The 23,629-nt window shown below is 73.1% G+C and carries 19 protein-coding genes and 1 pseudogene; 14 read left to right on the top strand and 6 right to left on the bottom strand.

The features are described 5' to 3' along the window. Positions 1 to 86: 86 nt before the first annotated feature. Positions 87 to 929 carry a LysR family transcriptional regulator gene (locus HHX41_RS30330; protein ID WP_182908681.1) on the bottom strand — a complete coding sequence of 281 codons (843 nt, stop codon included), beginning with the start codon at positions 927 to 929 and terminating at the stop codon, positions 87 to 89. 76 nt (positions 930 to 1,005) lie between these two features. On the opposite strand from HHX41_RS30330, the gene HHX41_RS30325 reads away from it, so the two are divergent. Beyond that, positions 1,006 to 1,716 carry a glutamine amidotransferase-related protein gene (locus tag HHX41_RS30325; RefSeq protein ID WP_249350751.1) on the top strand — a complete coding sequence of 237 codons (711 nt, stop codon included), beginning with the start codon at positions 1,006 to 1,008 and terminating at the stop codon, positions 1,714 to 1,716. Here the strand turns inward: HHX41_RS30325 and HHX41_RS30320 are convergent. Continuing rightward, on the bottom strand, positions 1,685 to 2,698 hold the full coding sequence (locus HHX41_RS30320) for an LLM class F420-dependent oxidoreductase (RefSeq protein WP_182908680.1): 1,014 nt from the start codon (positions 2,696 to 2,698) through the stop codon (positions 1,685 to 1,687). The genes HHX41_RS30325 and HHX41_RS30320 overlap by 32 nt on opposite strands. Positions 2,699 to 2,718: 20 nt before the next feature. After that, positions 2,719 to 3,483, bottom strand: coding sequence for an FCD domain-containing protein (locus HHX41_RS42040; RefSeq protein WP_182908679.1), 765 nt, complete (start codon positions 3,481 to 3,483; stop codon positions 2,719 to 2,721). 91 nt (positions 3,484 to 3,574) lie between these two features. On the opposite strand from HHX41_RS42040, the gene HHX41_RS30310 reads away from it, so the two are divergent. The 3 genes from HHX41_RS30310 to HHX41_RS30300 are packed head-to-tail and all read left to right on the top strand — an operon-like array spanning position 3,575 to position 6,332. Continuing rightward, positions 3,575 to 4,312, top strand: coding sequence for a (Fe-S)-binding protein (locus HHX41_RS30310; RefSeq protein ID WP_182908678.1), 738 nt, complete (start codon positions 3,575 to 3,577; stop codon positions 4,310 to 4,312). Then, positions 4,309 to 5,724 carry a lactate utilization protein B gene (locus tag HHX41_RS30305; protein ID WP_182908677.1) on the top strand — a complete coding sequence of 472 codons (1,416 nt, stop codon included), beginning with the start codon at positions 4,309 to 4,311 and terminating at the stop codon, positions 5,722 to 5,724. The genes HHX41_RS30310 and HHX41_RS30305 overlap by 4 nt, the downstream gene beginning before the upstream one ends. Continuing rightward, positions 5,721 to 6,332: a lactate utilization protein C gene (locus tag HHX41_RS30300; RefSeq protein ID WP_182908676.1), complete on the top strand. Its 612-nt coding sequence runs from the start codon at positions 5,721 to 5,723 to the stop codon at positions 6,330 to 6,332. The genes HHX41_RS30305 and HHX41_RS30300 overlap by 4 nt, the downstream gene beginning before the upstream one ends. 38 nt (positions 6,333 to 6,370) lie before the next feature. Here HHX41_RS30300 and HHX41_RS30295 read toward each other — a convergent pair whose 3' ends face one another. Beyond that, positions 6,371 to 7,444, bottom strand: coding sequence for a Vms1/Ankzf1 family peptidyl-tRNA hydrolase (locus HHX41_RS30295; RefSeq protein WP_182908675.1), 1,074 nt, complete (start codon positions 7,442 to 7,444; stop codon positions 6,371 to 6,373). A gap of 9 nt (positions 7,445 to 7,453) precedes the next feature. Continuing rightward, positions 7,454 to 7,873, bottom strand: coding sequence for a DUF2795 domain-containing protein (locus HHX41_RS30290; RefSeq protein ID WP_076435018.1), 420 nt, complete (start codon positions 7,871 to 7,873; stop codon positions 7,454 to 7,456). A gap of 134 nt (positions 7,874 to 8,007) precedes the next feature. On the opposite strand from HHX41_RS30290, the gene HHX41_RS30285 reads away from it, so the two are divergent. The 10 genes from HHX41_RS30285 to HHX41_RS30240 all read left to right on the top strand — a co-directional run bounded on the left by HHX41_RS30285 (position 8,008) and on the right by HHX41_RS30240 (position 22,002). Continuing rightward, positions 8,008 to 9,096: a GNAT family N-acetyltransferase gene (locus HHX41_RS30285; protein WP_182908674.1), complete on the top strand. Its 1,089-nt coding sequence runs from the start codon at positions 8,008 to 8,010 to the stop codon at positions 9,094 to 9,096. A 213-nt stretch (positions 9,097 to 9,309) separates the two neighbouring features. Next, entirely contained in the window at positions 9,310 to 10,476 is a 1,167-nt protein-coding gene (locus tag HHX41_RS30280; protein ID WP_259401420.1) for a sirohydrochlorin chelatase, read from the top strand. A gap of 106 nt (positions 10,477 to 10,582) precedes the next feature. After that, complete coding sequence (gene cobT / locus HHX41_RS30275) at positions 10,583 to 11,668, top strand: nicotinate-nucleotide--dimethylbenzimidazole phosphoribosyltransferase (RefSeq protein WP_182908673.1); 1,086 nt, start codon at positions 10,583 to 10,585, stop codon at positions 11,666 to 11,668. A gap of 128 nt (positions 11,669 to 11,796) precedes the next feature. Beyond that, the gene (cobA, locus tag HHX41_RS30270; RefSeq protein WP_169987583.1) at positions 11,797 to 13,029 is read left to right on the top strand and encodes a uroporphyrinogen-III C-methyltransferase; all 1,233 of its coding nucleotides are present in this window, start codon (positions 11,797 to 11,799) and stop codon (positions 13,027 to 13,029) included. Beyond that, positions 13,026 to 15,275, top strand: a complete 2,250-nt coding sequence (locus HHX41_RS30265) for a dynamin family protein (RefSeq protein ID WP_310742262.1) — start codon at positions 13,026 to 13,028, stop codon at positions 15,273 to 15,275. The genes cobA and HHX41_RS30265 overlap by 4 nt, the downstream gene beginning before the upstream one ends. Positions 15,276 to 15,333: 58 nt before the next feature. Then, positions 15,334 to 16,965, top strand: coding sequence for a GTPase (locus HHX41_RS30260; protein WP_182908672.1), 1,632 nt, complete (start codon positions 15,334 to 15,336; stop codon positions 16,963 to 16,965). Positions 16,966 to 17,165: 200 nt separating this feature from the next. Beyond that, a complete protein-coding gene (locus HHX41_RS30255; protein ID WP_182908671.1) occupies positions 17,166 to 17,933 on the top strand; it encodes a single-stranded DNA-binding protein in 768 nt (255 codons plus the stop codon). Positions 17,934 to 18,527: 594 nt separating this feature from the next. Next, positions 18,528 to 19,829, top strand: a complete 1,302-nt coding sequence (locus tag HHX41_RS30250) for a GGDEF domain-containing protein (RefSeq protein ID WP_182908670.1) — start codon at positions 18,528 to 18,530, stop codon at positions 19,827 to 19,829. A gap of 10 nt (positions 19,830 to 19,839) precedes the next feature. Beyond that, a complete protein-coding gene (gene ettA, locus HHX41_RS30245; protein ID WP_169987591.1) occupies positions 19,840 to 21,504 on the top strand; it encodes an energy-dependent translational throttle protein EttA in 1,665 nt (554 codons plus the stop codon). A gap of 93 nt (positions 21,505 to 21,597) precedes the next feature. Then, positions 21,598 to 22,002 (top strand): thioesterase family protein, encoded by a 405-nt coding sequence (locus HHX41_RS30240; protein WP_310742261.1) that lies wholly within the window; start codon positions 21,598 to 21,600, stop codon positions 22,000 to 22,002. A 516-nt stretch (positions 22,003 to 22,518) separates the two neighbouring features. On the opposite strand, the pseudogene HHX41_RS30235 reads toward HHX41_RS30240, so the two are convergent. Then, positions 22,519 to 23,601, bottom strand: a pseudogene (locus tag HHX41_RS30235) (alpha-amylase family glycosyl hydrolase); the annotation flags it as partial. Between the last annotated feature and the right edge of the window lie 28 nt (positions 23,602 to 23,629).

Here is a 23,629-nt window from a genome sequence, read left to right as displayed (position 1 = left end):
CCCGTCCTGTCGGTCGGCGGCGAGGAGGGAAGCCTGACCTGCGGGAGCTCGTGCCCGCTTGCGCACTGAGCTCCGATGGGTGGCGCTCAGGACGTGAGCGCGCGGACGACCTCGGCGGCGGGGCCGGGCGGGAGGGCCGCGTGCACCAGCTCGACCCGGTGCACGATCCGCGGCGCGACCAGCGGCACCCGCACCCCGCACGGCGCGGTGGACGCGGGCAGCAGGGTCAGGCCGTGCCCGGCCGCGGCCAGGCGCGCCGCGACGGCCGGGTCGTGGCCCTCGTAGCGGATGCCGGGCCGCAGCCCGTCGAGCCGCGCCACGGCGCGCAGCCGGTCGAGCGGCATCACCTCGGCGGCGTCCACCCACACGGCGTCCGCCAGGTCGTCCAGCCGCAGGCCGGCGCGGCCCGCCAGCGGATGCCCCTCCGGCAGCACGACGACCAGCTCCTCCTCCCGCACGCCCACAGTGGTGAGCGGCCCCGCGTCGGGAAGGCTCAGCGGGTCGGAGGGCGCCGCCGGCCCGTCGACGAGCGCGAGATCGGCCTCGCCCGAGGCCACCAGCGCCACGGCCGCCGCCGCGCCCGCGACGCGCACCGTCGTCACCCCGGCCAGCGCCGCCGCCGTGCCCGCCGTGAGGGCGAGCGGGCCGGCGGCGAGGGTCAGCGTCCGCGGCTCGGCGGACAGCCGCGCCACGTCCGCCCGCGCGGCCCGCAGCCGCAGCAGCAGCGGCCCGGCGTGCTCCAGCAGGCGTTCGCCCGCCCGGGTCGGCCGTACGGGACGGCGGCCGAGCAGCGGCACCCCGAGGTCGGCCTCCAGCGCCGCGATCTGCTGGGAGACCGCGGGCTGGGTGTAGCCGAGCCGGTCGGCCGCCGCCGAGAACGACCCCTCGGCGACCACGGTCACGAACGTGCGCAGCAGATGAGGATCCACGGGCATCAGCATCCCTTATGGCAACCCCACAAATCATCATTTGTCATTAAGTTCGCACGTCGTCAGCATGGACGTCATGAGACCCCGCATCGCGCTGGTGGGCGACCGGTCGCCCACCGTCCGCTCCCACACCCGCGTCCCGCTCATACTCGGCGCGCTGCGCGAGCGCGAAGGGCTGGACCTCGACGCCTACTGGATCAGGACCGACGAGGTCGCCGATCTCGGCGGGTTCGACGGTGTCTGGATCCTGCCCGGCAGCCCGTACCGCAGCGAGCAGGGGGCGATCACGGCCGCCCGGACCGCCCGTGAGCACGCGATCCCGCTGCTGGGCACCTGCGCCGGTTTCCAGCACGCGCTGCTTGAGTACGCCCGCCACGTGTGCGGGCTGACCGTCAGCCACGCCGAGAACGACCCGGACGCCCCGAACCCGCTGATCAGGCAGCTCGCCTGCTCCCTCGCCGGGCACGAGGCGGCGGTGCGGCTCGTCCCCGGCTCGCTGGCCGAGCGGATCGTCGGTGCCGACCGCACCGTGGAGCGCTACTTCTGCTCGTACGGCCCCGATCCCGCCTATCTGGAGACCCTGGAGGCCCACGGCCTGCGCTTCACCGGCCACGACGAGGAGGGGGAGACGCGGGTGGCCGAGCTGCCCGGCCACCCCTTCTATCTGGTCACGCTGTTCCAGCCCGAGCTGGCCGAACGGCAGCCGCACCCGCTGGTGCGGGCCTTCGCCGCCGCGGTGGCCGACCGGGCGGCGCTCACCCGAGGACCAGATCCCGTACGGCTCTGAGCGTGGGCTCGTCGCGGGGACCCATGACGAGCAGCGTCGTGACCGGGCTGCGGCGCCACAGCTCCAGCCGCTCCCGGATGCGGCCGAGCGGGCCGAGGAGCGCGATGCCGTCGGCCAGCTCGTCGGGGATGGCGGCGAACGCCTCGTCGCGGCGGCCGGCCAGGTACAGCTCCTGGATGCGGCCGGCCTCCTCGGCGTAGCCCATCCTGCCGATGATGTCGGCGTGGAAGTTGCGGGTCTTGGCCCCCATGCCGCCGATGTAGAGGGTCAGCATCATCTTCACGCCGTCGAGCGCGGCCCGCAGGTCGCCGGTGACGACCACCATGACCATGGCGGCGACGTCGAACCCCGGTTTCGCGCCGGCCAGCGCGTCGCCGTACATCGCCTCGATCTTCTCGGGGAAGGCGAACAGCGGCAGCCAGCCCTGACCGATCTCGGCCGCGAGCGCGACGTTCTTCGGGCCCTCGGCGCCCAGGTAGACAGGGATGTCGGGCCGCAGCGGGTGGGTGATCAGCTTGAGCGGCTTGCCGAGGCCGCCGGGCAGCGGCAGCGGATAGTGCGGGCCGGGGCTGGTCACCGGCTCCTCCCGCCGCCACACCTTCCGCATGATCTCGACGTACTCGCGGGTGCGGGCGAGCGGCGCGGCGAACGGCCGGCCGTACCAGCCCTCCACGACCTGCGGGCCGGACGCGCCGACGCCGAGCAGCAGCCGCCCGCCGGTGAGGTGGTCGAGCGTCATCGCGGTCATGGCCGTGGTCACCGGGGGACGGGCGGACAGCTGGGCCACGCTGGTGCCGAGCTTGATGCGGCTGGTCCTGGCGCCGTACCAGGCCAGGGGGGTGAACGCGTCGCTGCCGTACGCCTCGGCGGTCCACACCGACTCGTAGCCGAGGCGCTCGGCGGCCAGCACCACCTCGGTCGCGTCGTCGGCGTTCCGCTGCCAGTACCCGAGGTTCAGCCCGAGTCTCAGATCATCGGCCACACGCGTGATTAGAACATGTTCTATGAATCCGGGCCAGACTCCGGATAGGCGCGGGCAAGGTGCCCGGCGACCGCGGCCGCCGCGGCGCCGGCGTCGCCGTCCTCGATCGCCCGGTGGATGCGCCGGTGGTCGTCCTGCAGCCCGCCGGTGTCGCCGAGCCGTACGACGGCGTCCACGGCGTAGCGGCGCACGGCGTCGCGCAGCGCCCGCATGACCGCCACGATCAGCCGGTTGCCCGACGCCTCGGCGAGGGCCAGGTGGAACGCGATGTCGTGCTCGACGAACTCGGCGGGGTCGCGGGCCGCGTCCATGGCCGCGATCGCCTCCGCCATCCGCGCCGTGGCCGTGGCCGTGGCCGTGGCAGTGGCAGTGGGCGTGGAGACCGTGCCCGTGGAAACCGCGGGCGGGGGAGTCGCCGCCCGGGCCGCGGCCCACTGCTCGATCATCAGCCGGGTGTCGATCACCTCGCGCATCGAGAGCGTGGCGAGCCCGAGATGCAGCCGGAGCAGGTCGGTGAGCGCGCTTCCCGGGCGGGAGGTGAGCACCGCCCCGGCGTCCGGGCCCCGGCCGGCCTGCGGCGTGACCACGCCGAGGGTCTCCAGCACGCGCAGCGCCTCGCGGACCGACGACCGGCCGACGCCGAGCTGCTCGGCGAGCTGGCGTTCGCCCGGCAGCCGGTCGCCGACGGTCAGGCCGTCGGCCGCGATCCGCTCCTCGATGCGGGCGAGCACCTCCTCGAAGGCGCGCGGGCGGGCGTCCGTACGCCGGCGTTCTTCGGTGGTCACCGCGGCTCCTCACGACGCCGGTGTCGCCGGAGGCGAACCAGGATGTATGGTCTGACCATATTTGGTCTGACCATACACGCCGGGAGGGCATGTGCGGGTAGCCCTGTTCGTCACCTGCGTCAACGACACGCTCTTCCCGGACACCGGGCGGGCGGTCGTGCGCCTGCTGCGCCGTCTCGGCGTGGAGGCCGACTTCCCCCGCGCCCAGACCTGCTGCGGGCAGATGCACGCCAACACCGGCTACCGGGACGAGGCCGTACGGCTGGCCCGGCGCGGCGTGGCGGCGCTGCGCGGCTACGACGCGGTCGTCGTCCCCTCGGGCTCGTGCGCGGCCATGATCCGCGAGCAGTATCCGAAGCTGGCCGGAACGCGGGGTCCCTTCGCCGACGCGGTGGCGCGGGTCGTGCCCAGGACCTACGAGCTGACCGAGTTCCTGGTCGACGTGCTGGGGGTGACCGACGTGGGGGCGTACTTTCCCCACCGGGTCACCTACCACCCGACGTGCCACTCACTGCGCGGCCTCCACTTGGGCGACCGCCCGCTGACGCTGTTACGCCAGGTCAAGGGGCTGGAACTGGTGCCGCTGCCGGGAGCGGAGGAGTGCTGCGGCTTCGGCGGCACCTTCGCGCTGAAGAACGCCGACGTGTCGGCGGCGATGTGCGCCGACAAGGTGCGCGCCGTCCTCGACACCGGCGCCGAGGTGCTGTGCGCGGCCGACAACTCGTGCCTGATGCACATCGGCGGCATGCTCGGCCGGCAGAAGTCCGGCGTACGGGTGATGCACCTGGCCGAGATCCTCTGCTCGACCGAGACGGCGGGAGTGCGATGAGCGTCACCTTCCTCGGCATGCCGGCGGACCGCCCCTTCCCCCGCAACGCCGCGAGAGCCGTACGGGACTCGCAACTGCGGTTCAACCTGCGCAAGGCGACCAGGACCATCAGGGCCAGGCGGGCGAGCGTCGTGGCGGAGGCGCCCGACTGGGCCGGGCTGCGCGAGGCCGGCCGGGCGATCAAGGAGCACACGCTCCGCAACCTCGACAGATATCTGATGCAGCTGGAGGAGGCCGTCACGGCGGCCGGAGGCCACGTCCACTGGGCCGCGGACGCGGCGGAGGCGAACCGGATCGTCGCCGACCTGGTGAAGGCCACGGGCGAGACCGAGGTCGTCAAGGTCAAGTCGATGGCCACCCAGGAGATCGGCCTCAACGAGGCGCTGCTGGAGCACGGCGTCACCGCGTACGAGACCGACCTCGCCGAGCTGATCGTGCAGCTGGGAGACGACCGGCCCTCGCACATCCTCGTCCCGGCGATCCACCGCAACCGCGCGGAGATCCGGGAGATCTTCGCCGAGCACATGTCCGGCTGGGGCCGGCCCGCCCCCGGCGACCTGACCGACGACCCGGAGGCGCTGGCCGAGGCGGCCCGGCTCCACCTGCGCGAGCGCTTCCTGAAGACCAAGGTGGCGATCTCCGGGGCCAACTTCGCGATCGCCGAGACCGGCACCATGGTCGTGCTGGAGTCCGAGGGCAACGGCCGCATGTGCCTCACGCTGCCGCGCACGCTGATCAGCGTGGTCGGCATCGAGAAGGTGCTGCCGTCCTGGCGTGACCTGGAGGTCTTCCTCCAGCTCCTGCCGCGCAGCTCCACCGGGGAGCGGATGAACCCCTACACCTCCATGTGGACCGGGGCGGCCGAGGGCCAGGAGTTCCACCTCGTGCTGCTCGACAACGGCCGCACCCGCGTCCTCGCCGACGAGGTGGGACGGCAGGCGCTGCGCTGCATCCGCTGCTCGGCCTGCCTCAACGTCTGCCCGGTGTACGAACGGACCGGCGGCCACGCGTACGGCTCGGTCTATCCCGGGCCGATCGGGGCCATCCTGACGCCGCAGCTGCGCGGCATGGGCTCGGAGCTGGACCGCTCGCTGCCGTACGCCTCCTCGCTGTGCGGCGCCTGCTACGACGTCTGCCCGGTGGCCATCGACATCCCGTCCGTACTGGTGGACCTGCGGGCCCGGGCCCGCCACCCCTGGCCGGAGCGCGCCGGGATGGCGGCGGCCGGATGGGTGTTCGAGCGGCCGGGACGGCTGGCGGGCCTGCAGCGGGCCGGGGGACGGCTGCGCCGGCTCGTGCCCCGCAGACTGCCGGGGCCGCTCGCCGGGTGGACCGACACCAGGGACCTCCCGGAGGTGCCCCGCGAGTCGTTCCGCGAATGGTGGGACCGCACGGACGGAGGCCGCCGATGAGCTCCCGCGACCTGATCCTCGCCCGGGTCCGCCGCGCCCTGGCGGGCGTGCCCGACGTCGAGATCACCCGCGCCTACCGCGGGCCCTCCCCGGCCCCGGGCGATATCCGCCTGTTCGAGGAGCGGGTCCGCGACTACCGCGCCGTGGTCCACGTGGTGGACGAGGCGGGCACGGCCGGGCAGGTCGCGCGGTCCCTCGCCGGGCGCGGGGCGCGCAGGGTCGTCGTGCCCGGAGGGTTCCCCCCGCGGTGGTTGGCCGCCGAGGGTGCGGAAGCGGTCGCCGACGACCCGCCTCTGAGCGCCGCCGACCTCGACGCGGTGGACGGTGTGCTCACGACCTGCGCGGTCGCGATCGCCGAGACCGGCACGATCGTCCTCGACGCCGGGCCGGGCCAGGGCCGGCGGGCGCTCACGCTGGTGCCCGACTACCACCTGTGCGTGGTGCGCGCCGCGCAGATCGTCGCGGCGGTGCCGGACGCCGTCGCCCGGCTCGACCCCGCGCGGCCCCTGACCTGGATCAGCGGCCCCTCGGCGACCAGCGACATCGAGCTGAACCGGGTCGAGGGCGTCCACGGCCCCCGCACGCTCGAAGTGCTGATCGTGACCTGAGGCCCGCCCGGATCAGAAGCCCGGATCAGAAGCCCGGGTCAGAAGCGCAGCAACGCCCCGATGCCGTCCGGCGACTCGATGCGCGGGACGAACCACAGCTCGGCGTCGGTCGCGGCCACCGCCCGCGCGAGGGCGGCGTCCGCGCGCTCCCGCACGGGCCGTTCGACCCCCCAGGCGGTCAGCTCCGTGGGGTCGGTGGACAGCTGCGTGGGCTCGGGCCCGATCCACATCATGGCCGTGGAGGACGGGTCGTCGTGCATCAGCACCGCCCCCACCCGCCGGTCGCGCAGCGCCCGTGCCGTCTCCGTGAGGCCCGTCACGGCGTTGCCCGCCGCGTACGTGTTCAGCAGATCCTCACAACGCCGCTCGGTCCAGGCCCGGCAGGCCCCTTCGACCTCCCGCCGGAAGTGGTCCAGGTCGGCGCCCGGGGCGCGGCTGCCGTGCTCGGCCACCGTCAGCCGCCGTACGACGTCCTTGGCGAGGTAGTCGGTCACGAGCGCGCGGGCCTTGGGATCGCCGGCCAGCACCACCACCTCCGCGCCGATGCCGTGCGCCTCCTTCTCCACCACCTCGGCGAGGGCCACGGCGTTGCGGCGCCAGCCCTCCTCGACCTCCCGGTCGAAGTTGGCCTGCGACCAGCCGCCCTGGCCGGTCTTCTGGAGCGACCGGTCCGGGTCCGCCACCTCCACGGTCAGCTCCCGCCGCCGCCCGTCGGCCACGACGACCACCTCGCCGCCTGCGCGGTCGGCCAGCACCTCGATGTGCGGCACGTGCTCGCCGCGCTGCGCGAGCAACGGCACCACGTGGGGGAGCGGCGACCAGCGCGCGGTCTGGCGGCGCGGCCGGTGGGCGAGCGCCTCGGTGAGCACGACCTCGCCCTCCCTGGCGAAGGCCGCGCGCCCCGGCGCGACCCACCCCGGATCGAGCATCAGCTCGCCGATGGGCTCGAGGGCCGAGGCCGGCGCGCCCTCCTCGGCGAGCCGGTCCCTGAGCTGGGCCCAGCGGCGCTGGATCACGTTGGCCGGGCCCTCGGACGACCGGTCGGTGTCCACGTATACCGAGGCGTACGGGCCGCTCCGCTCGTACAGCCCGCGGATGAAGTCCAGTCTCACGGGCCCTCCCTACCAGCGCTGACGTTCCACTCCGAGTCCGAGCGCCTCCGCCACCTCCGCGATGTTGTGGAACGTCATCTCGGGCAGCCGCCGTACGGCGTCGATCACCGCGTCGGGAGCGTTCTTGTGCTCGGCGTGGGCGAGCAGCTTGGCCGGGTCGGCGGGGAAGCCGGCGTCGCTGAGCCAGGTGGCGAGGTGGCTGCGGCGTTCCACGTCGGCGGGGGTGATGCCGAGCGGCGTCCCGGGCTCGCGGCCGGGCGGATGCCGGCGAGGCGGCGACATGTCCTCCTCGGGCTGCTGCGTCGGCTCGGGCTCGCGCCACTCCTCGACCCGGGTGCGTCCGGCGCCCTGCACGAGGCCTTGTGTCTCGTGCTTCTGCTCCTCGTCGAGCCGGCGGCCGTGTTTGTCGCTGCCGCGCTGGATACTCATGACCTCACCTCCCGATTAGGGTCACTGTCGTGCCTCGTACCCGGACCGCCTGCCCCAAACATCGGGAGCGGTGAGGCCGTGTCCCACATAATCTGCGGCGGGCGAAAAATCCGCTCATGTGATGGAGTGACGCATTGTTCGACGAGCGGCTTACGGTCAACACCGAACGGCTGATCCTGCGGCCGTTCGGTCCCGGAGACGCGGGCCAGGTGCGGGCGATCATCCAGGACGGCGCGCACCTCACCGCGCTGCCGCCGGGCGCGCCCGGGCACGCCTCGGGCATCGCGCAGTGGCTGTCGTACGGCGTGCACGAGCTGTGGCGCTCGGGTCAGGGCGTCCACCTCGCGATGCACGCGCGGGAGGGCGTGGTCGGGTCGATCAGCGTCTTCAAGACCCAGTGGGGCGCGGGCACCGCGGAGGTGGGATACGGCGTGCATCCCGCTCACCGCCGCCGGGGATACGCGACCGAGGCGGTCCGCGGGCTCGTCGGCCGCCTGCTCTCGGAGGGCCCGCTGCGCCGGATCGAACTGCGGGCCGACGCCGGCAACCTCGCGTCGATCAGGGTCGCCGAGAAGGCGGGCTTCACCCGTGAGGGACTGCTGCGCGGCGCCGGATTCGAGGACGACGGCCCGCACGACCTCGTGGTCTTCGGCCGGCTGCGCGGCGACGAACGGGCCGTCCCGCGCCGCAGGATCGAGAGCGAGCGGCTGGTCCTGCGGCCGTTCTCCCGGCACGACGCCTTCGACGTCGTCGACGCGGTCAAGGGCGATCCCGAGATCGCCCGCTGGATGACGTGGGCCGAGGGCTACACGCTGGAGCGCGCGCTGGAGTGGTGCACCCGGCTCGCGCACGCGAACGGCCCCGGCTATGGTGGCAACTTCGCGATACAGCCGAAGGACGGGGAACGGCTCGCCGGAGCCGTCGGCGTGCAGCGCGAGGACCACGAGCGCGGGGACGCCGAGCTGGGATACTGGATCGCTCCGTGGGCCCGCCGCAGGGGGTACGCGGTGGAGGCCACCCAGCTGGCCACGGCCCACCTGTTCGACCTCGGATTCCACCGAGTCCATCTGCTGGTCGCGACGGGAAACCGCGCCAGCCAGGCGGTCGCGAGGAAGGCCGGGTTCATCGAGGAGGGCATCATGCGGCAGGCGCTGCCGGTCCCGGGTGGCTGGGCCGACGCCGTACTGTTCGGCATGCTCAACGGGGAAATTTCATGGCAATAGGTAAAGAATCGCCCTAGTCACTGGGCCGCTGGGTCAAGCGGCCACCATGATTGAGGGCCGGAAGGCTATCCTCGCCAGCCGAGCCTCCCGCCGGCCGGCGAGCGCGCGTCCCGACGCGGGAGACCCCGGCCCGGCGCGCTCGGGCGAAACCGGCCCGGACGGCGAGCGGGGATTGTGAACGGACGCAGGTCAACTGCAGGGGAGATCGACCAGATGAAACCGCCGCTGCTGCTCATCGGCCACGGCACTCACGATGAGACCGGCGTCGCCGAGTTCGGCAGGTTCGTTCACCGCCTCCGCTGCCGCCTCGACGGGCTCCCCGCCGAAGTGAGCGGCGGCTTCATCACGAACGCCCGCCCCCCGCTCGGCGACTCCATCGCCTCTCTCGTGGCCCGGGGGCACCACCACCTGATCGCGGTGCCGCTCAGCCTGACCGCCGACCGGCGCGCGCTCGGGGACATCCCCGGCACCATGGCCCTCGAGCAGGAGCGGCACCCGACGCTCGAATACGACCTCGGCCGGCCGCTCGGGGCCGACCCGCGCGTGCTCAAGCTGCTCGCGGAGCGGCTCGCCGACGCGCGCGCGGAGATGCCGCGATTCGTCACCGACGAGCCGCCCGCCGAGATCGCGCCCGGCGAGACCGCGGTCGTCCTGGTCGGGCACGGCTCCACCGACCCCGCCGTCAACGCCGAGGTCCACCGGGTCTCGCGGCTGTTCTGGGAGACCCACGCCGCCGACCTGCTGACCGTGGAGACGGCCTACGTCTCGCACACCCGCCCGGGCGTGCCCGGCGGCCTGGAGCGCTGCCGCAGGCTCGGCGCCAAGCGCGTGATCGTCCTGCCGTACGTCCTGTTCGCCGGCGCGGTCCTCGAACGCATCTTGGCGCAGGCGCTGGCGTACGGCGCCAACCACGAGGGCCTCGACATCCGCTGTGCCGAGGTGATCGGCGACTGCGAGGGCCTCGCCGACGTGGTGATCGAGAGGTACGAGGAGGCGCTCGCCGGGGGCGGGCAGTCCTCGTCGCCGGCCGCGAGCCGCCCGTCCACGATACCGCCGCTGACCCGGCCGTTCCCCACGAGGCGCGCGGAGCCGGGCGCGAGCCCGGACGCCGAGGCCGACGCCGGCCTCGTGACCGCCATCGCCGCGCGCCTGACCATGGCCCGGGACCCCGATCCCGAGCCGCTGGATCTGGAACAGCTCGACGCGGACGTCCTCGACTTGGAGACGCTCGAGGCCGAGATGCCCGAACCGGAAGCGGAGGGCGAGATCGGGACGGATAGCATGATCGGCATGGCCGGCCGTGGCGAGGCGGGGGAGGAGCCCCGCGACGACGCGCCGGACGAGCCCCTCGCCCAGCCCGGAGTCGCCAGCGCCGTCTGACGCGCCCGCCGGTCCGGGTTCCGGCAGCCGCCCGGCCGGAGCCGGTGAGCAGAGGGCCGGCATCGGGGCGCCGCGGCCGGACCAGGTGGCGACAGAAGGAGAAAGCATGACGTCCCTCGGCGAGACGATCGGCGCCATCCGCCCGGTCGAGCCCGGCCCCATGGCGGAGGCCAGGGCCCACCAGGACAGGCTCACCAAGCCGAGCGGCTCGCTCGGGGTCCTCGAGGACGTCGCGGTGCGGCTCGCGGGCATCGCCGGGACCTGCCCGCCGCCGCTCCCGTCCCCGGCCGCCCTGGCGATCTTCGCCGCCGACCACGGCGTGCACGCGCAGGGGGTGAGCCCCTGGCCGCAGGAGGTCACCGCGCAGATGGTGGCCAACTTCACCGCGGGAGGAGCCGTCGCCAACACCTTCGCCGCCGAGGTGGGCGCGTCGGTGACGGTGGTGGACGTGGGAGTCGCGGCCGACCTGCCGCCCGCGCCCCGGCTGCTCGCCCGCAAGGTCGCGTACGGCACGGCCGACCTGTCGCAGGGACCCGCGATGACGCCGGAGCAGGCCGGGGCCGCCCTGGTCGTCGGCGTCGAGGTCGCCCGCGACCTGGTGGGCGCGGGCGCGCGCTGCCTGGTCTCGGGTGACATGGGCATCGCGAACACCACCGCGTCGGCCGCACTGATCTGCGCGTTCACCGGCAGGCCGGCCGCCGGGGTCACCGGGCGGGGGACCGGCGTCGACGACGCCACCTTCGAGCACAAGATCGAGATCGTACGGCGGGGCCTGCGGGCCAACGGGATCACCGAGGCGGGAGCCGTACCGGACGGGCCGGACGCGGCGCTGCGCGTGCTCGCGGCGGTCGGTGGCCTGGAGCACGCGGCGATCGCCGGTTTCGTGCTCGGCGCCGCCGCGGCCCGGGTGCCCGTCATCCTGGACGGGGTGATCGCCGGAGCAGCGGCCCTGGTGGCCGGCGCGATCGCGCCCGACGCGATCGGCTACTGCCTGGCCGGGCACCGGTCGGCCGAGCCCGGCCACGCGGCGGCGCTGGCCCACCTGGGCCTCGACCCGCTCGTCGACCTGCGGCTGCGCCTCGGCGAGGGAACCGGCGGGCTGCTCGCCCACCCTCTGGTCAGCGCGGCGGCGCGGGTCATGCACGAGGTCGCCACCTTCGACTCCGCGGGCGTGGCGGACAAGGGCGAGTGAGTCCCCGAGGGCCCGCGGGGCGACCGACCTGTGGACTCACAAGTCTCAACCGGTGAATGTCGCCCGAGCCCAGCGGGTAGGTTTGCCTCCTAACAATGCACGCTTGACGCGATAGGGAGACTGGGGTCATGGCGCCCTACCTGCTCGGCCTCCGCCTCGACGGGCGGCGTGTTCTCGTGGTCGGCGGCGGACGCGTCGCACAGCGGCGGATCCCCGCGCTGCTCGACGCCGGAGCCTCCGTCACCCTGATCTCGCCCACCGTCACCCCGGCGCTGGACGACCTCATCGCCACCGGGCGGGTGATCTGGGAACGCCGGCCGTACCAGGTCGGCGACTGCGACGGCGCCTGGCTCGTGCACGCCTGCACCGACCACCGCGACGTCAACACCGCGGTCGCCGCCGAGGCCGAGGCCAAGCGCATCTGGTGCGTGCGGGCCGACGACAAGGACGCCTCCGCGGCCTGGACCCCCGCCAGCGGGCGGGTGGACGAGGTCGGCGTGGCGGTCACCGCGGGCGGCGACCCCCGCCGCGCGGCCGGCATCCGCGACGCGATCGTCGGCGCGCTGCGCGACGGCACAGTGGACGCCAGGCGGCACCGCACCAAGCCGGTCGGCGTCGCGCTGGTGGGCGGCGGCCCCGGCGACCCCGGCCTGATCACCGTGCGGGGACGCCAGCTCCTGGCCCAGGCCGACGTGGTCGTGGCCGACCGCCTCGCGCCGCGCGCGCTCCTGGACGAGCTGTCGCCCGACGTCGAGCTGATCGACGCGGCGAAGGTGCCGTACGGCCGGTCGCTGTCCCAGGAGAAGATCAACGAGCTGCTCGTCGAGCATGCCCGCGCGGGCAGGTTCGTCGTGCGGCTGAAGGGCGGCGACCCGTTCGTCTTCGGCCGCGGTGGCGAGGAGATGATCGCCTGTGCCCGGGCGGGCATCCCGGTGACCGTGGTGCCCGGGATCACCAGCTCGGTCGCGGTCCCCGGGGCCGCCGGGGTCCCGGTCACCCACCGCGGGGTCAGCCAGGAGTTCCACGTCATCTCCGTGCACGTCCCGCCCGGCGACCCCAGGTCCACGGTCGACTGGCCCGGATTGGCGCGATCGACCGGAACCCTGATACTTCTCATGGCGGTCGAACGGATCAAGGAGATCGCCGAAACGCTGGTTCGAGACGGACGTTCACCGGAAACTCCCGTGATGGTGGTACAGGACGGTACTCTTCCGACCCAGCGAGCCGTTGCCGCCACGTTGTCGACCGTGGCGGAGCGGGTGACCGCGGCCGGAGTGCGGCCTCCGGCGATCGTGATCGTCGGTGAGGTCGTCAAGGTCGGCCAGGAGATCGAGATGGTGCGAGCGGAGCGGGTCCCGTGAGATCGGCAGCCAGGAACACGCCCGACCACGGGACCGGTGCGGGTTCCGGCGACGCCGTGACCGAGGAGCCGGACATCGAGGAGCACCCGGAGTCACCGGGGGAGCGGACCGTCGCGTTCCGCCCGATCCGCGACGACGAGCCCGACCCGGAGCCCGCATCGCGTCCCTCGGGCTCGCGCGGGCCGCTGCCCGCCCCGTCCGCGCCCGCCTCTTCCGCGCCCGCCTCTTCCGCGCCCGCCTCTTCCGCGCCCGCCGTGGAGACCGCGCAGGAGACCGTTGCGGCCTCGGGGGACGCGGCGTCCCCCGAGGCGGACGACGGCCTCGTACGGCCCGCCGAGCCCGACGCGGCCCCGGGTGACGCGGCTCCGGACGGCACCGTTGTGAACGACACGGCCGACGACGATTCCGGGGACGGCTCCCTGCGGGACGCACCCGAAGAACCCTCCGCGGGCGTCGGCGGGGAGGAGGCCGGACGGCCGGAGAGCGGCGACGGCGAACAGGACGCCGCGGACGTCACGGACGCGGAGACCGCGGAGGAGGACGCGTCCGACGACGACCGGGTCCGCTCGTTCCCGATGCCGGAGCCGGTCTCCGCGGCGCTGACCGAGGCGCTCAACAACCTCCGTACCGCGGTGAAGGGCCTGCACTTCGGTCTCGACGTGCCGGGCTCCGAGGAGGCGCGCAAGGCGCAGGCGGCGGTCCTGGCGCAGCTCGACGACTACGTCATCCCGCGCGTCCACATGAGCACCGCACCCGCGCTGATCGTCGTGGCCGGTTCGACGGGGGCGGGCAAGTCCACCATCGTCAACTCGCTCGCCGGGCGCAAGGTCTCGGCCACGGGAGTGCGCCGCCCGACGACGGCGACGCCGGTGCTCGCCTGCCACCCCGACGACCACGAGTGGTACGCGCGGGGCGACCTCCTCGGCGAACTGAACAGGCTCGACGAACCCACGCGGGACGCCCCGCCTGGCAGCGTGGTGCTGACGTCGAGCCCGTCCCTGCCCCGGGGACTCGCGCTGCTCGACACACCCGACATCGACTCCGTCGTGGAGGAGCACCACGAGATCGCGCATCGCATGCTGGACGCCGCCGACCTGTGGGTGTTCGTCACCACGGCGTCCCGGTACGCCGACGCGCCGTCCTGGGGCCTGCTGCGCCGGGCCAAGGAACGCGGGGCGCGCCTGGTCATCGTGCTGTCCCGCGTGCCGCCGAAGTCCCGCGACGTCGTCGTCAAGCACTTCGGCCGCATGCTGAAGGAGTACGGCCTGGGCGAGGTCGAGTGCTTCGTCATCAACGAGACGGCCGTACGGGAGGGGCGGCTGCCCGAGATCGAGATCGCCGACCTGCGCATGTGGCTGTCCGCGCTGTCCGTCGACGACGAGCGGCGGGAGGCGGCGGTCAAGACGACGCTGAACGGCGTGCTGAACAGCTTCCGCACCCGGCTGCCCGCCCTCGCCCGGCACCTGGAGACCCAGGTCGCCCTGCGCGCCGATCTGCGCTCCGACGTCGACGGGGCGTACATGGGGGCCCTGGCGGGGATCGACGAGGCGACCAGGGACGGCTCGCTGCTGCGCGGGGAGGTGCTCGCGCGATGGCAGGACTTCGCCGGCTCCGGCGACCTCATGCGCACGCTGCAGTTGCGGCGCGGAGGCAAGGGCCACCAGCAGGGCCCGGAGCGCGTGCGCGGGCTGAGGACCGCCCTGCGGACCGGCCTCGAAGCGCTGGTCAACTCGGCCGTACAGCAGGCCGCCGAGGAGGTCGTGACGCGCTGGCGGCAGCGGGCGGGCGCGGGCGACCGGCTGGCCGCGACCCCGGGGCTCGGGCGCCCGTCGGAGGAGATCGGACGCAGGACCACCAGGACGATCACCGCCTGGCAGGACCACGTCACCGAACTGATCCGCACCGAGGGCGTGACCAAGCGGTCGGTGGCCAAGCTGATCTCGTTCGACGTGGAGTCGCTCTCGCTGATCTTCATGATCGGCCTGCTCGGCTACGGCGCCACGGACGCCCCGGCGGGCGCGGGCGCCGTCGCGCTGCCCCAGCGCCTGCTGCGCGGCCTGCTCGGCGCGGAGTCGCTGCGCAACATCAGCGCCAAGGCCCGCAGCGACCTGCGCGCCCGCGTCGGCCTGCTCTTCGACGAGGAAACCCTCCGGTACGTCGACGCGCTCGACAGCGCCGGCATCCCGGACGAGGCCGCGGCGACGCGGCTGTACCAGGCAACGTACAACCTCGAGGTCGCACGATGACGGAGCCGATCCGGCAGCTCACACCCGAGTACGCCTCCGGCACCACGGTGAGGAATCCATGACGGCTGTCAGCACCGCCGAAACGCAGCACGGGCTCGGCTCCAGGCTCGCCGCCCTGGCCAAGATCGTCGAGCTGGGACAGGGGCGGCTCGACCCGGCGCTGGTCACGGAGGCGGCCCAGCTCCTGCTGCGCGCGGGCGACCGGCTCAAACTGTCGTCCGACCACACGGTCGTCGCGCTCGCGGGCGGCACGGGCAGCGGGAAGTCGTCCCTGTTCAACGCCGTCTCCGGGCTGGAGCTCTCGCCCATCGGCGTACGCCGGCCGACCACCGCGCGCACCCACGCCTGCGTGTGGGGCATCGACGGCGCGGGCCCGCTGCTCGACTGGCTGCAGATCCAGTGGCGGCACCGGTTCGCCCGCGCCAGCGCCCTCGACAAGGGCGAGAGCCAGCTGCACGGGCTGATCCTGCTCGACCTGCCCGACCACGACTCGATCCGCGCGCTCACCGACCACGAGGCCCACCGGCTGATCCAGGTGGCCGACCTCATCGTCTGGGTGCTCGACCCGCAGAAGTACGCCGACGCCTCGGTGCACCGGCGCTACGTGACCGAGCTGACCGGGCACGACGCGGTGACGGTCTTCGTGCTGAACCAGTCCGACCGGCTCACCCCGGAGGAGCAGGCGGAGTGCGTGGCCGACCTGGAGGACCTTCTCCGGCGTGAGGGCGTGGCCCATCCCCGGGTGGTCGCGACGTCCGCCACCACCGGCAAGGGCGTGGACAGTCTGAAGGCCGTCCTGGCCGAGTCCGTGGCCGCCCGGCGCGCGGCCTACCAGCGCCTCGAAGCCGATCTCGACCGGCTGGTGCAGCGGCTGGTGAAGGACATGCCGGAGCTGCTGCGGGTGGAGCCCACGGTGGACGGAGCGCGGCGTGCCGGGCTGGTCGACGCGTTGTGCGACGCGATCGGCGTCTCCGCCCTGGGCGAGGCCCTCGAGAACGTGCACGCCGTCCGCTCGGCCGACTGGGTCGGCTGGCCGTACGCGCGCTGGACGGCCGGGATGCGGCCCGACCCGCTCAAGAGCCTGCGTCTCGGGGCGGTGAAGGACGACATCCGCGGCCTGGTCGCGAGTTCGGTGACCGCCCAGCCCGCCGAGGTGGACAACGCGGTGCAGGCGCTCGCCGACGGGCTGACGGCCGGCATGCCCGAGGTGTGGCGCGACGGCGTGCGCGAGGCCGCCCGCTCGCGGGTGGACGAGCTTCCCGAGGCGCTGTCGAACGATCTGGCGGAGGTGGCTCCGCCGCTCGACCGGGTGCCCGCCTGGTGGTGGCTGCTGAAGATCTGGCAGCACCTCCTGGTGGTCATGTTCGCCGCGAGCCTCGCCTGGGCGGGCGCGATCCTCGCGTACGGCGTGTTCAAGGCGGGCCGCCCGCCTGCCGAGGTCCTCGGGGACGTGGGCGTGCTGCCCTGGGTGGGGCTGATGATGATCAGCGTCCTCGGGCTCGGGCTGTTCTCGGCCATGGCGAGCAGGAACTTCGTGGTCCTCGCGGCGGGCAAGGAACGCGACCGGCTGGAGCGCGACATGAGACGCCGGGTGGGCGTCCTGGCACAGGACATGGTCGTCGGGCCGGTCGAGCGCGAGCTGGACCGGTACAACGAGTTCTTCGGCGCGATGGCGGCCACCCGGCGCTGACGCGCGGCGGGGCCGCGAAGGCGGCCGTCAGCCGGGGGATGTCGCTCACAGGTTGGCGTCAACAGGCTGGCGCCCAACAGGCTGTCGTCCACAGGCACCGTGTCATCCACAGAACGCGGTTCTGGCCGGCGGGGCGGTGATGTTCCCGGCCAGTGTGGTCACCCGAGCCCGGCGAGTGACCGGGCCGGGGAGGCACATCGATGAACGACATCTACGTCACGCTGAGCGGGAACGTCACCGACGACCCCCGGCAGTACCAGTTCCGCGACGGCTCTCGCGTGACCTCGATGCGGATGGCCGTCAACAGGCGCGTCCTCGACCAGAAGACCAACACCTGGCAGACCAGGGACACCACCTACTACACCGTGCGCTGTTACCGGGGACTGGCGGACAACGTCCAGCAGTCGATCCGCAAGGGCCACCCGGTCGTGGTGTACGGCAAGCTGCGCATCAAGCAGTTCGAGCGCGACGGCGAGCAGCGGTTCTGGGCGGAGATCGAGGCCAGCTCCGTGGGCCATGACCTGAAGTGGGGCATCGCCACGTTCGAGAAGCCGATCCGGGCCTACTCGGCGGGCGCGCCGAGCGACGGCGAGCGCCAGGCGATGGAGGACGCGACGCGGGAGTGGGAGCTCACCGGCATCGCCGCCCTGGGCGGGGGAGTCGCCGCCGACGGAGGCGGTGACGAGGCCTTCGACGCCCTCGTCGGCGGACGAGGCACGGCCGACGAGGCCCTGCGGGCAGGCGGAGCAGGGGAGACCGCCGGCGCCCGCGACGCCTGGCGGGCCGGCGACCCGGGACGGACCGCCAGGCCGGAGGAGACCGACGCGGGAGACGCACCGGAGGCGGCGGCCGCCGCGACCGGCTCGGGCGACGCGTCTGATCCGGGCGAGGCGTCTGATCCGGAGACAGCGGAGAGCGACCCTCAGGGCGGCGAGGACGCCTGGCTCCCACGCGCTCTCGCCGCCTGATCACGCCGTCGCCCCGCCTCGGAGAGGCCCGCCACGTCGGGCGCGGCGCCTCCGCCCTGCCTCAATCGATCGGGCTTGACCGGGTGTCCCGCCGCCGAACGTCGGCCGCGCGCCGGCCCGGAGGAGCGGCCGGAGCGGGGCGAGCGACGGAGCGGGGCGAGCGGCGGGGCGGCGTCGTGCCGCGGGTGGGTACCGGTGGCAGCGGCGGCGGAGGGGGCCATGCCGGCTGCCGAGGGCGCGCGGTACCCGCTGTCCGTGCATGCGCGGTCGTGGGAGGGCGCGTGGGAGAGCACGTGGGGCGCACGTGGGCTGGCTCCGCAGGGGACCGATCAGGTCCAGATGACGCCTCGCGGCATGGCTGCTCCTTCCGGCGGTGGCCCGCTTTCGTTCGCTTCCCCCCGCACCCGATATGTCCGTCCGCCCGGGGCCGGGAGTCCGCGGGCAAACCGCCGCAGACGCTCCCTTAGCCCATCAGAAGCAGATGGCCACCGTGCCAAGGTAGCGGTTCCCGTCGCGCTTCGCACACTCCGCAACTATTGTGTTACTCATCGTGAGATGGAGCTTCGGCTACTGGTTCGGCTACTGGGAGGCGGGATGACGGCGACCGGTCAGACCTCGGCCAGGCCGCGAAGCGCGATCTGCTCGCGAAGTCGCTGGCCCCTGCTGGCCCAGCCGCCCGCCCTCGTGTCCTACGTGTGCGCGATCGTGGCGTTCGACGCGGTCCTGATCGCCGTGCTGGCGAGGTCCACCGCGTTCCACGCTCCTCACCTGGTCATGTTCGCGGCGCTCACCGCGTGCGGTGCCGTGTGCATCGAGGCGACCCGCCGTCTCGGCATGCCGGCCGGTGTGTCCCGCGACCTGCTGTCCGCCTGGTGGTTGCCGGTGGCTTTCCTGCTTCCGCCGGTCTACGCCCTGCTCGCGCCCATACCGATGCAGATCCTGCTGCAGCTCAGGGTCCGGGCGACCGTGCTGTACCGCCGTGTGTTCAGCGCTGCGGCGATCGGGCTCGCGGCGGCCTCCGCCTCGGCCGTCTTCCATCGCTCGATCCCCGTTCCCGCGCACCTGTCGTCGGGGGAGGGCGGGCCGATCGCGGTCGCGGCGGCCTGCGCGGTGCTGTTCACGGTGCTCAACACCGCGCTGATCGCGGTCGCGGCGCACGCGTCGGACCCCGAGGGCCGCTGGGGCGAGGTCCTGTGGGACCGCGAACGCGTCCTCCTCGACGCGGTCGAGCTCTGCCTCGGCGTGCTCGTCGCGGCCGTCTGCGGACTCAACCTGGCGCTGCTGCTGCTCGTGCTGCCGCCCGTCGTGCTGCTCCAGCGGAGCCTGCTGCACGCCCAGCTGCAGGCCGCGGCCCGCACGGACCCGAAGACGGGCCTGCTGAACGCGGCCGCCTGGCAGCGGGAGGCGGACACGGAGATCGTCAGAGCCCAGCGGACCGGGGACACCCTCGCGCTGGTCTTGGTGGACATCGACCACTTCAAGAAGGTCAACGACACCTACGGCCACCTGGTCGGCGACCAGGTCCTCGCCCAGGTGGCGGCCACCCTCCGCACCCAGCTGCGCGAGTACGACGTGGTCGGGCGGTTCGGCGGCGAGGAGTTCGTCGTGCTGCTGCCCGGCGCCGACGTGCACGAGGCGCGGCGGGTGGCCGAGCGGCTGCGCGCCCGGGTGGGCCGGATGGTGGTCCCCGCCGAGCAGGCGACGGTCACGGTCACGGTCTCCGCCGGGGTGGCCATCATGAAGGTGCACGGTGAGGATCTCATCGAGTTGCTGGCCGCCGCCGACCTCGCCCTCTACCGCGCCAAGGAGCTCGGCAGGGACAGGGTCTGCCTCCCCGCCGCCCCCGTGGCCCCGCCTCCTCGCAGCGCGGACGGCGCTGCCGGTGCTATCCCCTAGGCTTGAAGGCATGCCGGAGTACATCTACACGTTGCAGCGCGTGCGCAAGGCGCACGGTGACAAGGTGGTCCTCGACGACGTCACGCTGTCGTTCCTGCCGGGGGCCAAGATCGGTGTCCTGGGCCCGAACGGCACGGGCAAGTCGACGCTGCTCAAGATGATGGCGGGGCTGGAGCAGCCGTCCAACGGCGAGGCCCGGCTGATGCCCGGCTTCACGGTCGGCATCCTGCTGCAGGAGCCATCGCTCAACGAGTCGAAGACCGTGCTCGGGAACGTCGAGGAGGGCGTCGCCGAGACCAAGGCGATGCTCGACCGGTTCAACGAGATCGCCGAGCAGATGGCCACCGACTACAGCGACGAGCTGCTGGAGGAGATGGGCCGCCTGCAGGACGCGCTCGACCACCGCAACGCGTGGGACCTCGACAGCCAGCTCGAACAGGCCATGGACGCGCTGCGCTGCCCGCCGCCCGACGCCGAGGTGAGCAAGCTCAGCGGTGGCGAGCGGCGCCGGGTCGCGCTGTGCAAGCTGCTGCTGGAGCAGCCCGACCTGCTGCTGCTCGACGAGCCCACCAACCACCTCGACGCCGAAAGCGTGCAGTGGCTGGAGCAGCACCTGGAGAAGTACCCCGGCACCGTCCTGGCCGTCACCCACGACCGCTACTTCCTGGACAACGTCGCGAACTGGATCCTGGAGCTGGACCGCGGCCGGTGCTACCCCTACGAGGGCAACTACTCCACCTACCTTGAGGCCAAGGCCGCGCGTCTGAAGGTCGAAGGCCAGAAGGACATCAAGCGCAAGAAGCGCCTGGAGGAGGAGCTGCAGTGGGTGCGCTCCAACGCGCGCGCCCGCCAGACCAAGAGCCGTGCCCGTCTCCAGCGCTACGAGGAGATGGCCGCCGAGGCCGACAAGTATCGCAAGCTCGACTTCGAGGAGATCCAGATCCCGCCGGGCCCGCGCCTGGGCACGACGGTCATCCGGGCCGAGAAGCTGAGCAAGGGCTTCGGCGACCGGCTGCTCATGGACGAGCTGTCCTTCGACCTCCCGCGCAACGGCATCGTCGGCATCATCGGCCCGAACGGCGTCGGCAAGACCACGCTGTTCCGGATGGTCACCGGGTCCGAGACCCCGGACACCGGATCCATCACGGTAGGCGAGACCGTCAAGATCTCGTACGTGGACCAGGGCAGGGCCGGCATCGACCCGAACAAGAACGTCTGGCAGGTCGTCTCCGACGGGCTCGACCACATCAAGGTCGGCAACGTCGAGATGCCCTCGCGGGCGTACGTCGCGGCGTTCGGCTTCAAGGGCCCCGACCAGCAGAAGCTCGCGGGCATCCTGTCCGGCGGCGAGCGCAACCGGCTCAACCTCGCGCTCACCCTCAAGCAGGGCGGCAACGTGCTGCTCCTGGACGAGCCCACCAACGACCTCGACACCGAGACGTTGTCCAGCCTCGAGAACGCGCTGCTCGACTTCCCGGGCTGCGCTGTGATCACCTCGCACGACCGGTGGTTCCTCGACCGCATCGCCACCCACATCCTGGCGTGGGAAGAGGGCTCGAACTGGTTCTGGTTCGAGGGCAACTACGCCGACTACGAGAAGAACAAGGTCGAGCGGCTGGGAGCGGACGCCGCCCGCCCGCACCGCGTCACCTACCGCAAGCTCACCCGCGACTGACCGGACTCACCGCCTGTGTCCCCCGCCGCCGGGCGGGGGACGGGCGCCGGTTAGGTTTGACCGGTGACCGAGCTGCGTAATCTCCCGGATCAGGTGACTCGCTACGTTTTCGAGCGCAAGGTGCGCTTCGCCGACGTCGACAGCTTGGGACACGTCAACAACGTCCGCTTCTTCGACTACCTCGAGGACGCGCGGGTGTCCATGCTGTGGGACCGGCCGCGCGAGGTCGCCGGCCGCCGTCAGGACCTCGTGGTGGCCCGGCACGAGATCGACTACCGGCGGCCCCTGACCTTCCGCACCGACCCCGTACGTGTCGAGGTATGGGTGCCCGAGATCTCCAGGGTCCGCTTCACGCTGGCATACGAGATCCGCGACGACGAGACGCTCTACGTCGAGGCGCGCACGATCATGGTCGCCTACGACGCCGCGGCCGCCCGTCCCCGCCGGCTCGACGAGGACGAACTCACCTACCTCAGGCGGTTCTCCGCCGCGCCGTGACCGGCCGCGACGGCGAGCGCCCGCGGCCGGCCCCGGGACGTGGCTGAGTCAGCCCGCGAGCAGCCAGGCCGCGGTGTCGGCGGGCAGGGAGGTGCCGTCGAGCGGACCGCTGGTGATCAGCACCTGGTCGTGGGGCGGCAGTGCGACCGCGCCCTCACCGCAGTTGATCACGCAGATCAGGCGGCCTCGCCGGAACAACAGCGTCTCCTCCGGCGACTCCAGCCATGTGATGGCGTCGGGCAGGGTGCCGCGCAGTTCCCGGCGCGTCTGCAGCGCCCGGCGGTAGAACCACAGCGTCGAGGCCGGGTCGGCCGCCTGCCGTTCGGCCGTGAGGTCGGCCCAGTCCGCCGGCTGCGGCAGCCACGAGCCGCCCGGCCCGAATCCGTACGGCGGCTCGGTGCCCGACCAGGGCAGCGGTACCCGGCAGCCGTCGCGGCCCGGCACCTCGCCGTTCGACCGTGCGAAGATCGGGTCCTGCCGCGCCTGCGGCGGCAGGTCGATGACCTCGGGCAGCCCGAGTTCCTCACCCTGGTAGAGGTAGGCCGACCCGGGCAGGGCGAGCATGACGAGCAGCGCCGCGCGAGCCCGTGCCAGACCGGCCCCCGGGTCGAGCGACCCCTCGCCGTAGCGGGTCACGTGCCGTACGACGTCGTGGTTGGACAGCACCCAGGTCGGCGAGGTGACGGCCTTGAGCGTGTCGTCGATGACCTTGCGGAAGGCCGTGGCCGACCAGGGGGCCTCCAGCCAGGCGAAGTTGAAGCTCTGGTGCAGCTCGTCCGGCCGCACGTACAACGCCAGGTCCTCGGCCGAGTCGGTCCAGACCTCGCCGATGGCGACGCGGGTGCCGGGGTAGGCGTCGAGCACCCGCCGCCACTCGCGGTAGATGTCGTGCACCTCCGGCCGGCTCCAGATGGGCGACCTCGCCCCGAAGCCCGGGTCCGTGTCGGGCAGCCCCTCCTCCTTGATCAGGCCCATCGCGACGTCGATCCGGAAGCCGTCCACTCCCCGGTCGAGCCAGAACCGGAGGATGTCGAGGAACTCCTCCCGCACCTCCGGGTTGCGCCAGTTGAAGTCGGGCTGCTCGGGCGCGAACAGGTGGAGGTACCACTGGCCGTCGGGCGCCTGGGTCCACGCCGGGCCCCCGAAGGTGGACAGCCAGTTGTTCGGCTCTCCGTGGCCGCTTCCGCCGCCCTCGGGGCCGCCGTCCCGGAACATGTACCGCTCGCGCTCCTGGGAGCCCCTGGGGGACGCCAGGGCCTTCTGGAACCAGGGGTGGGCCGACGAGCTGTGGTTCGGCACGATGTCCACCATCAGCCGCAGGCCGTGCGCGTGCGCGTCGGCGACCAGGTCGTCGAAATCGGCCAGCGATCCGAACAACGGGTCCACGTCGCGGTAGTCGGCGACGTCGTAGCCGCCGTCGGCCATGGGGGAGGGGTAGAAGGGGGTCAGCCAGACAGCGTCGACGCCGAGCTCGGCGAGGTACGGCAGGCGGTCCCTGATTCCCGCCAGGTCGCCCGTACCGTCGCCGGAGGCGTCGGCGAAGCTGCGGACATAGATCTCATAGACAACGGCATCACGCCACCAGGGGGTTTTTTCCATGTGTCTTTGGCTGCCCGCTGCTTCCGTT

Source organism: Microbispora sp. H13382 (assembly GCF_014161445.1).
In the GTDB taxonomy this organism is placed as follows: Bacteria; Actinomycetota; Actinomycetes; order Streptosporangiales; family Streptosporangiaceae; genus Microbispora.
This window is presented reverse-complemented; position numbering and strand designations above follow the sequence as displayed.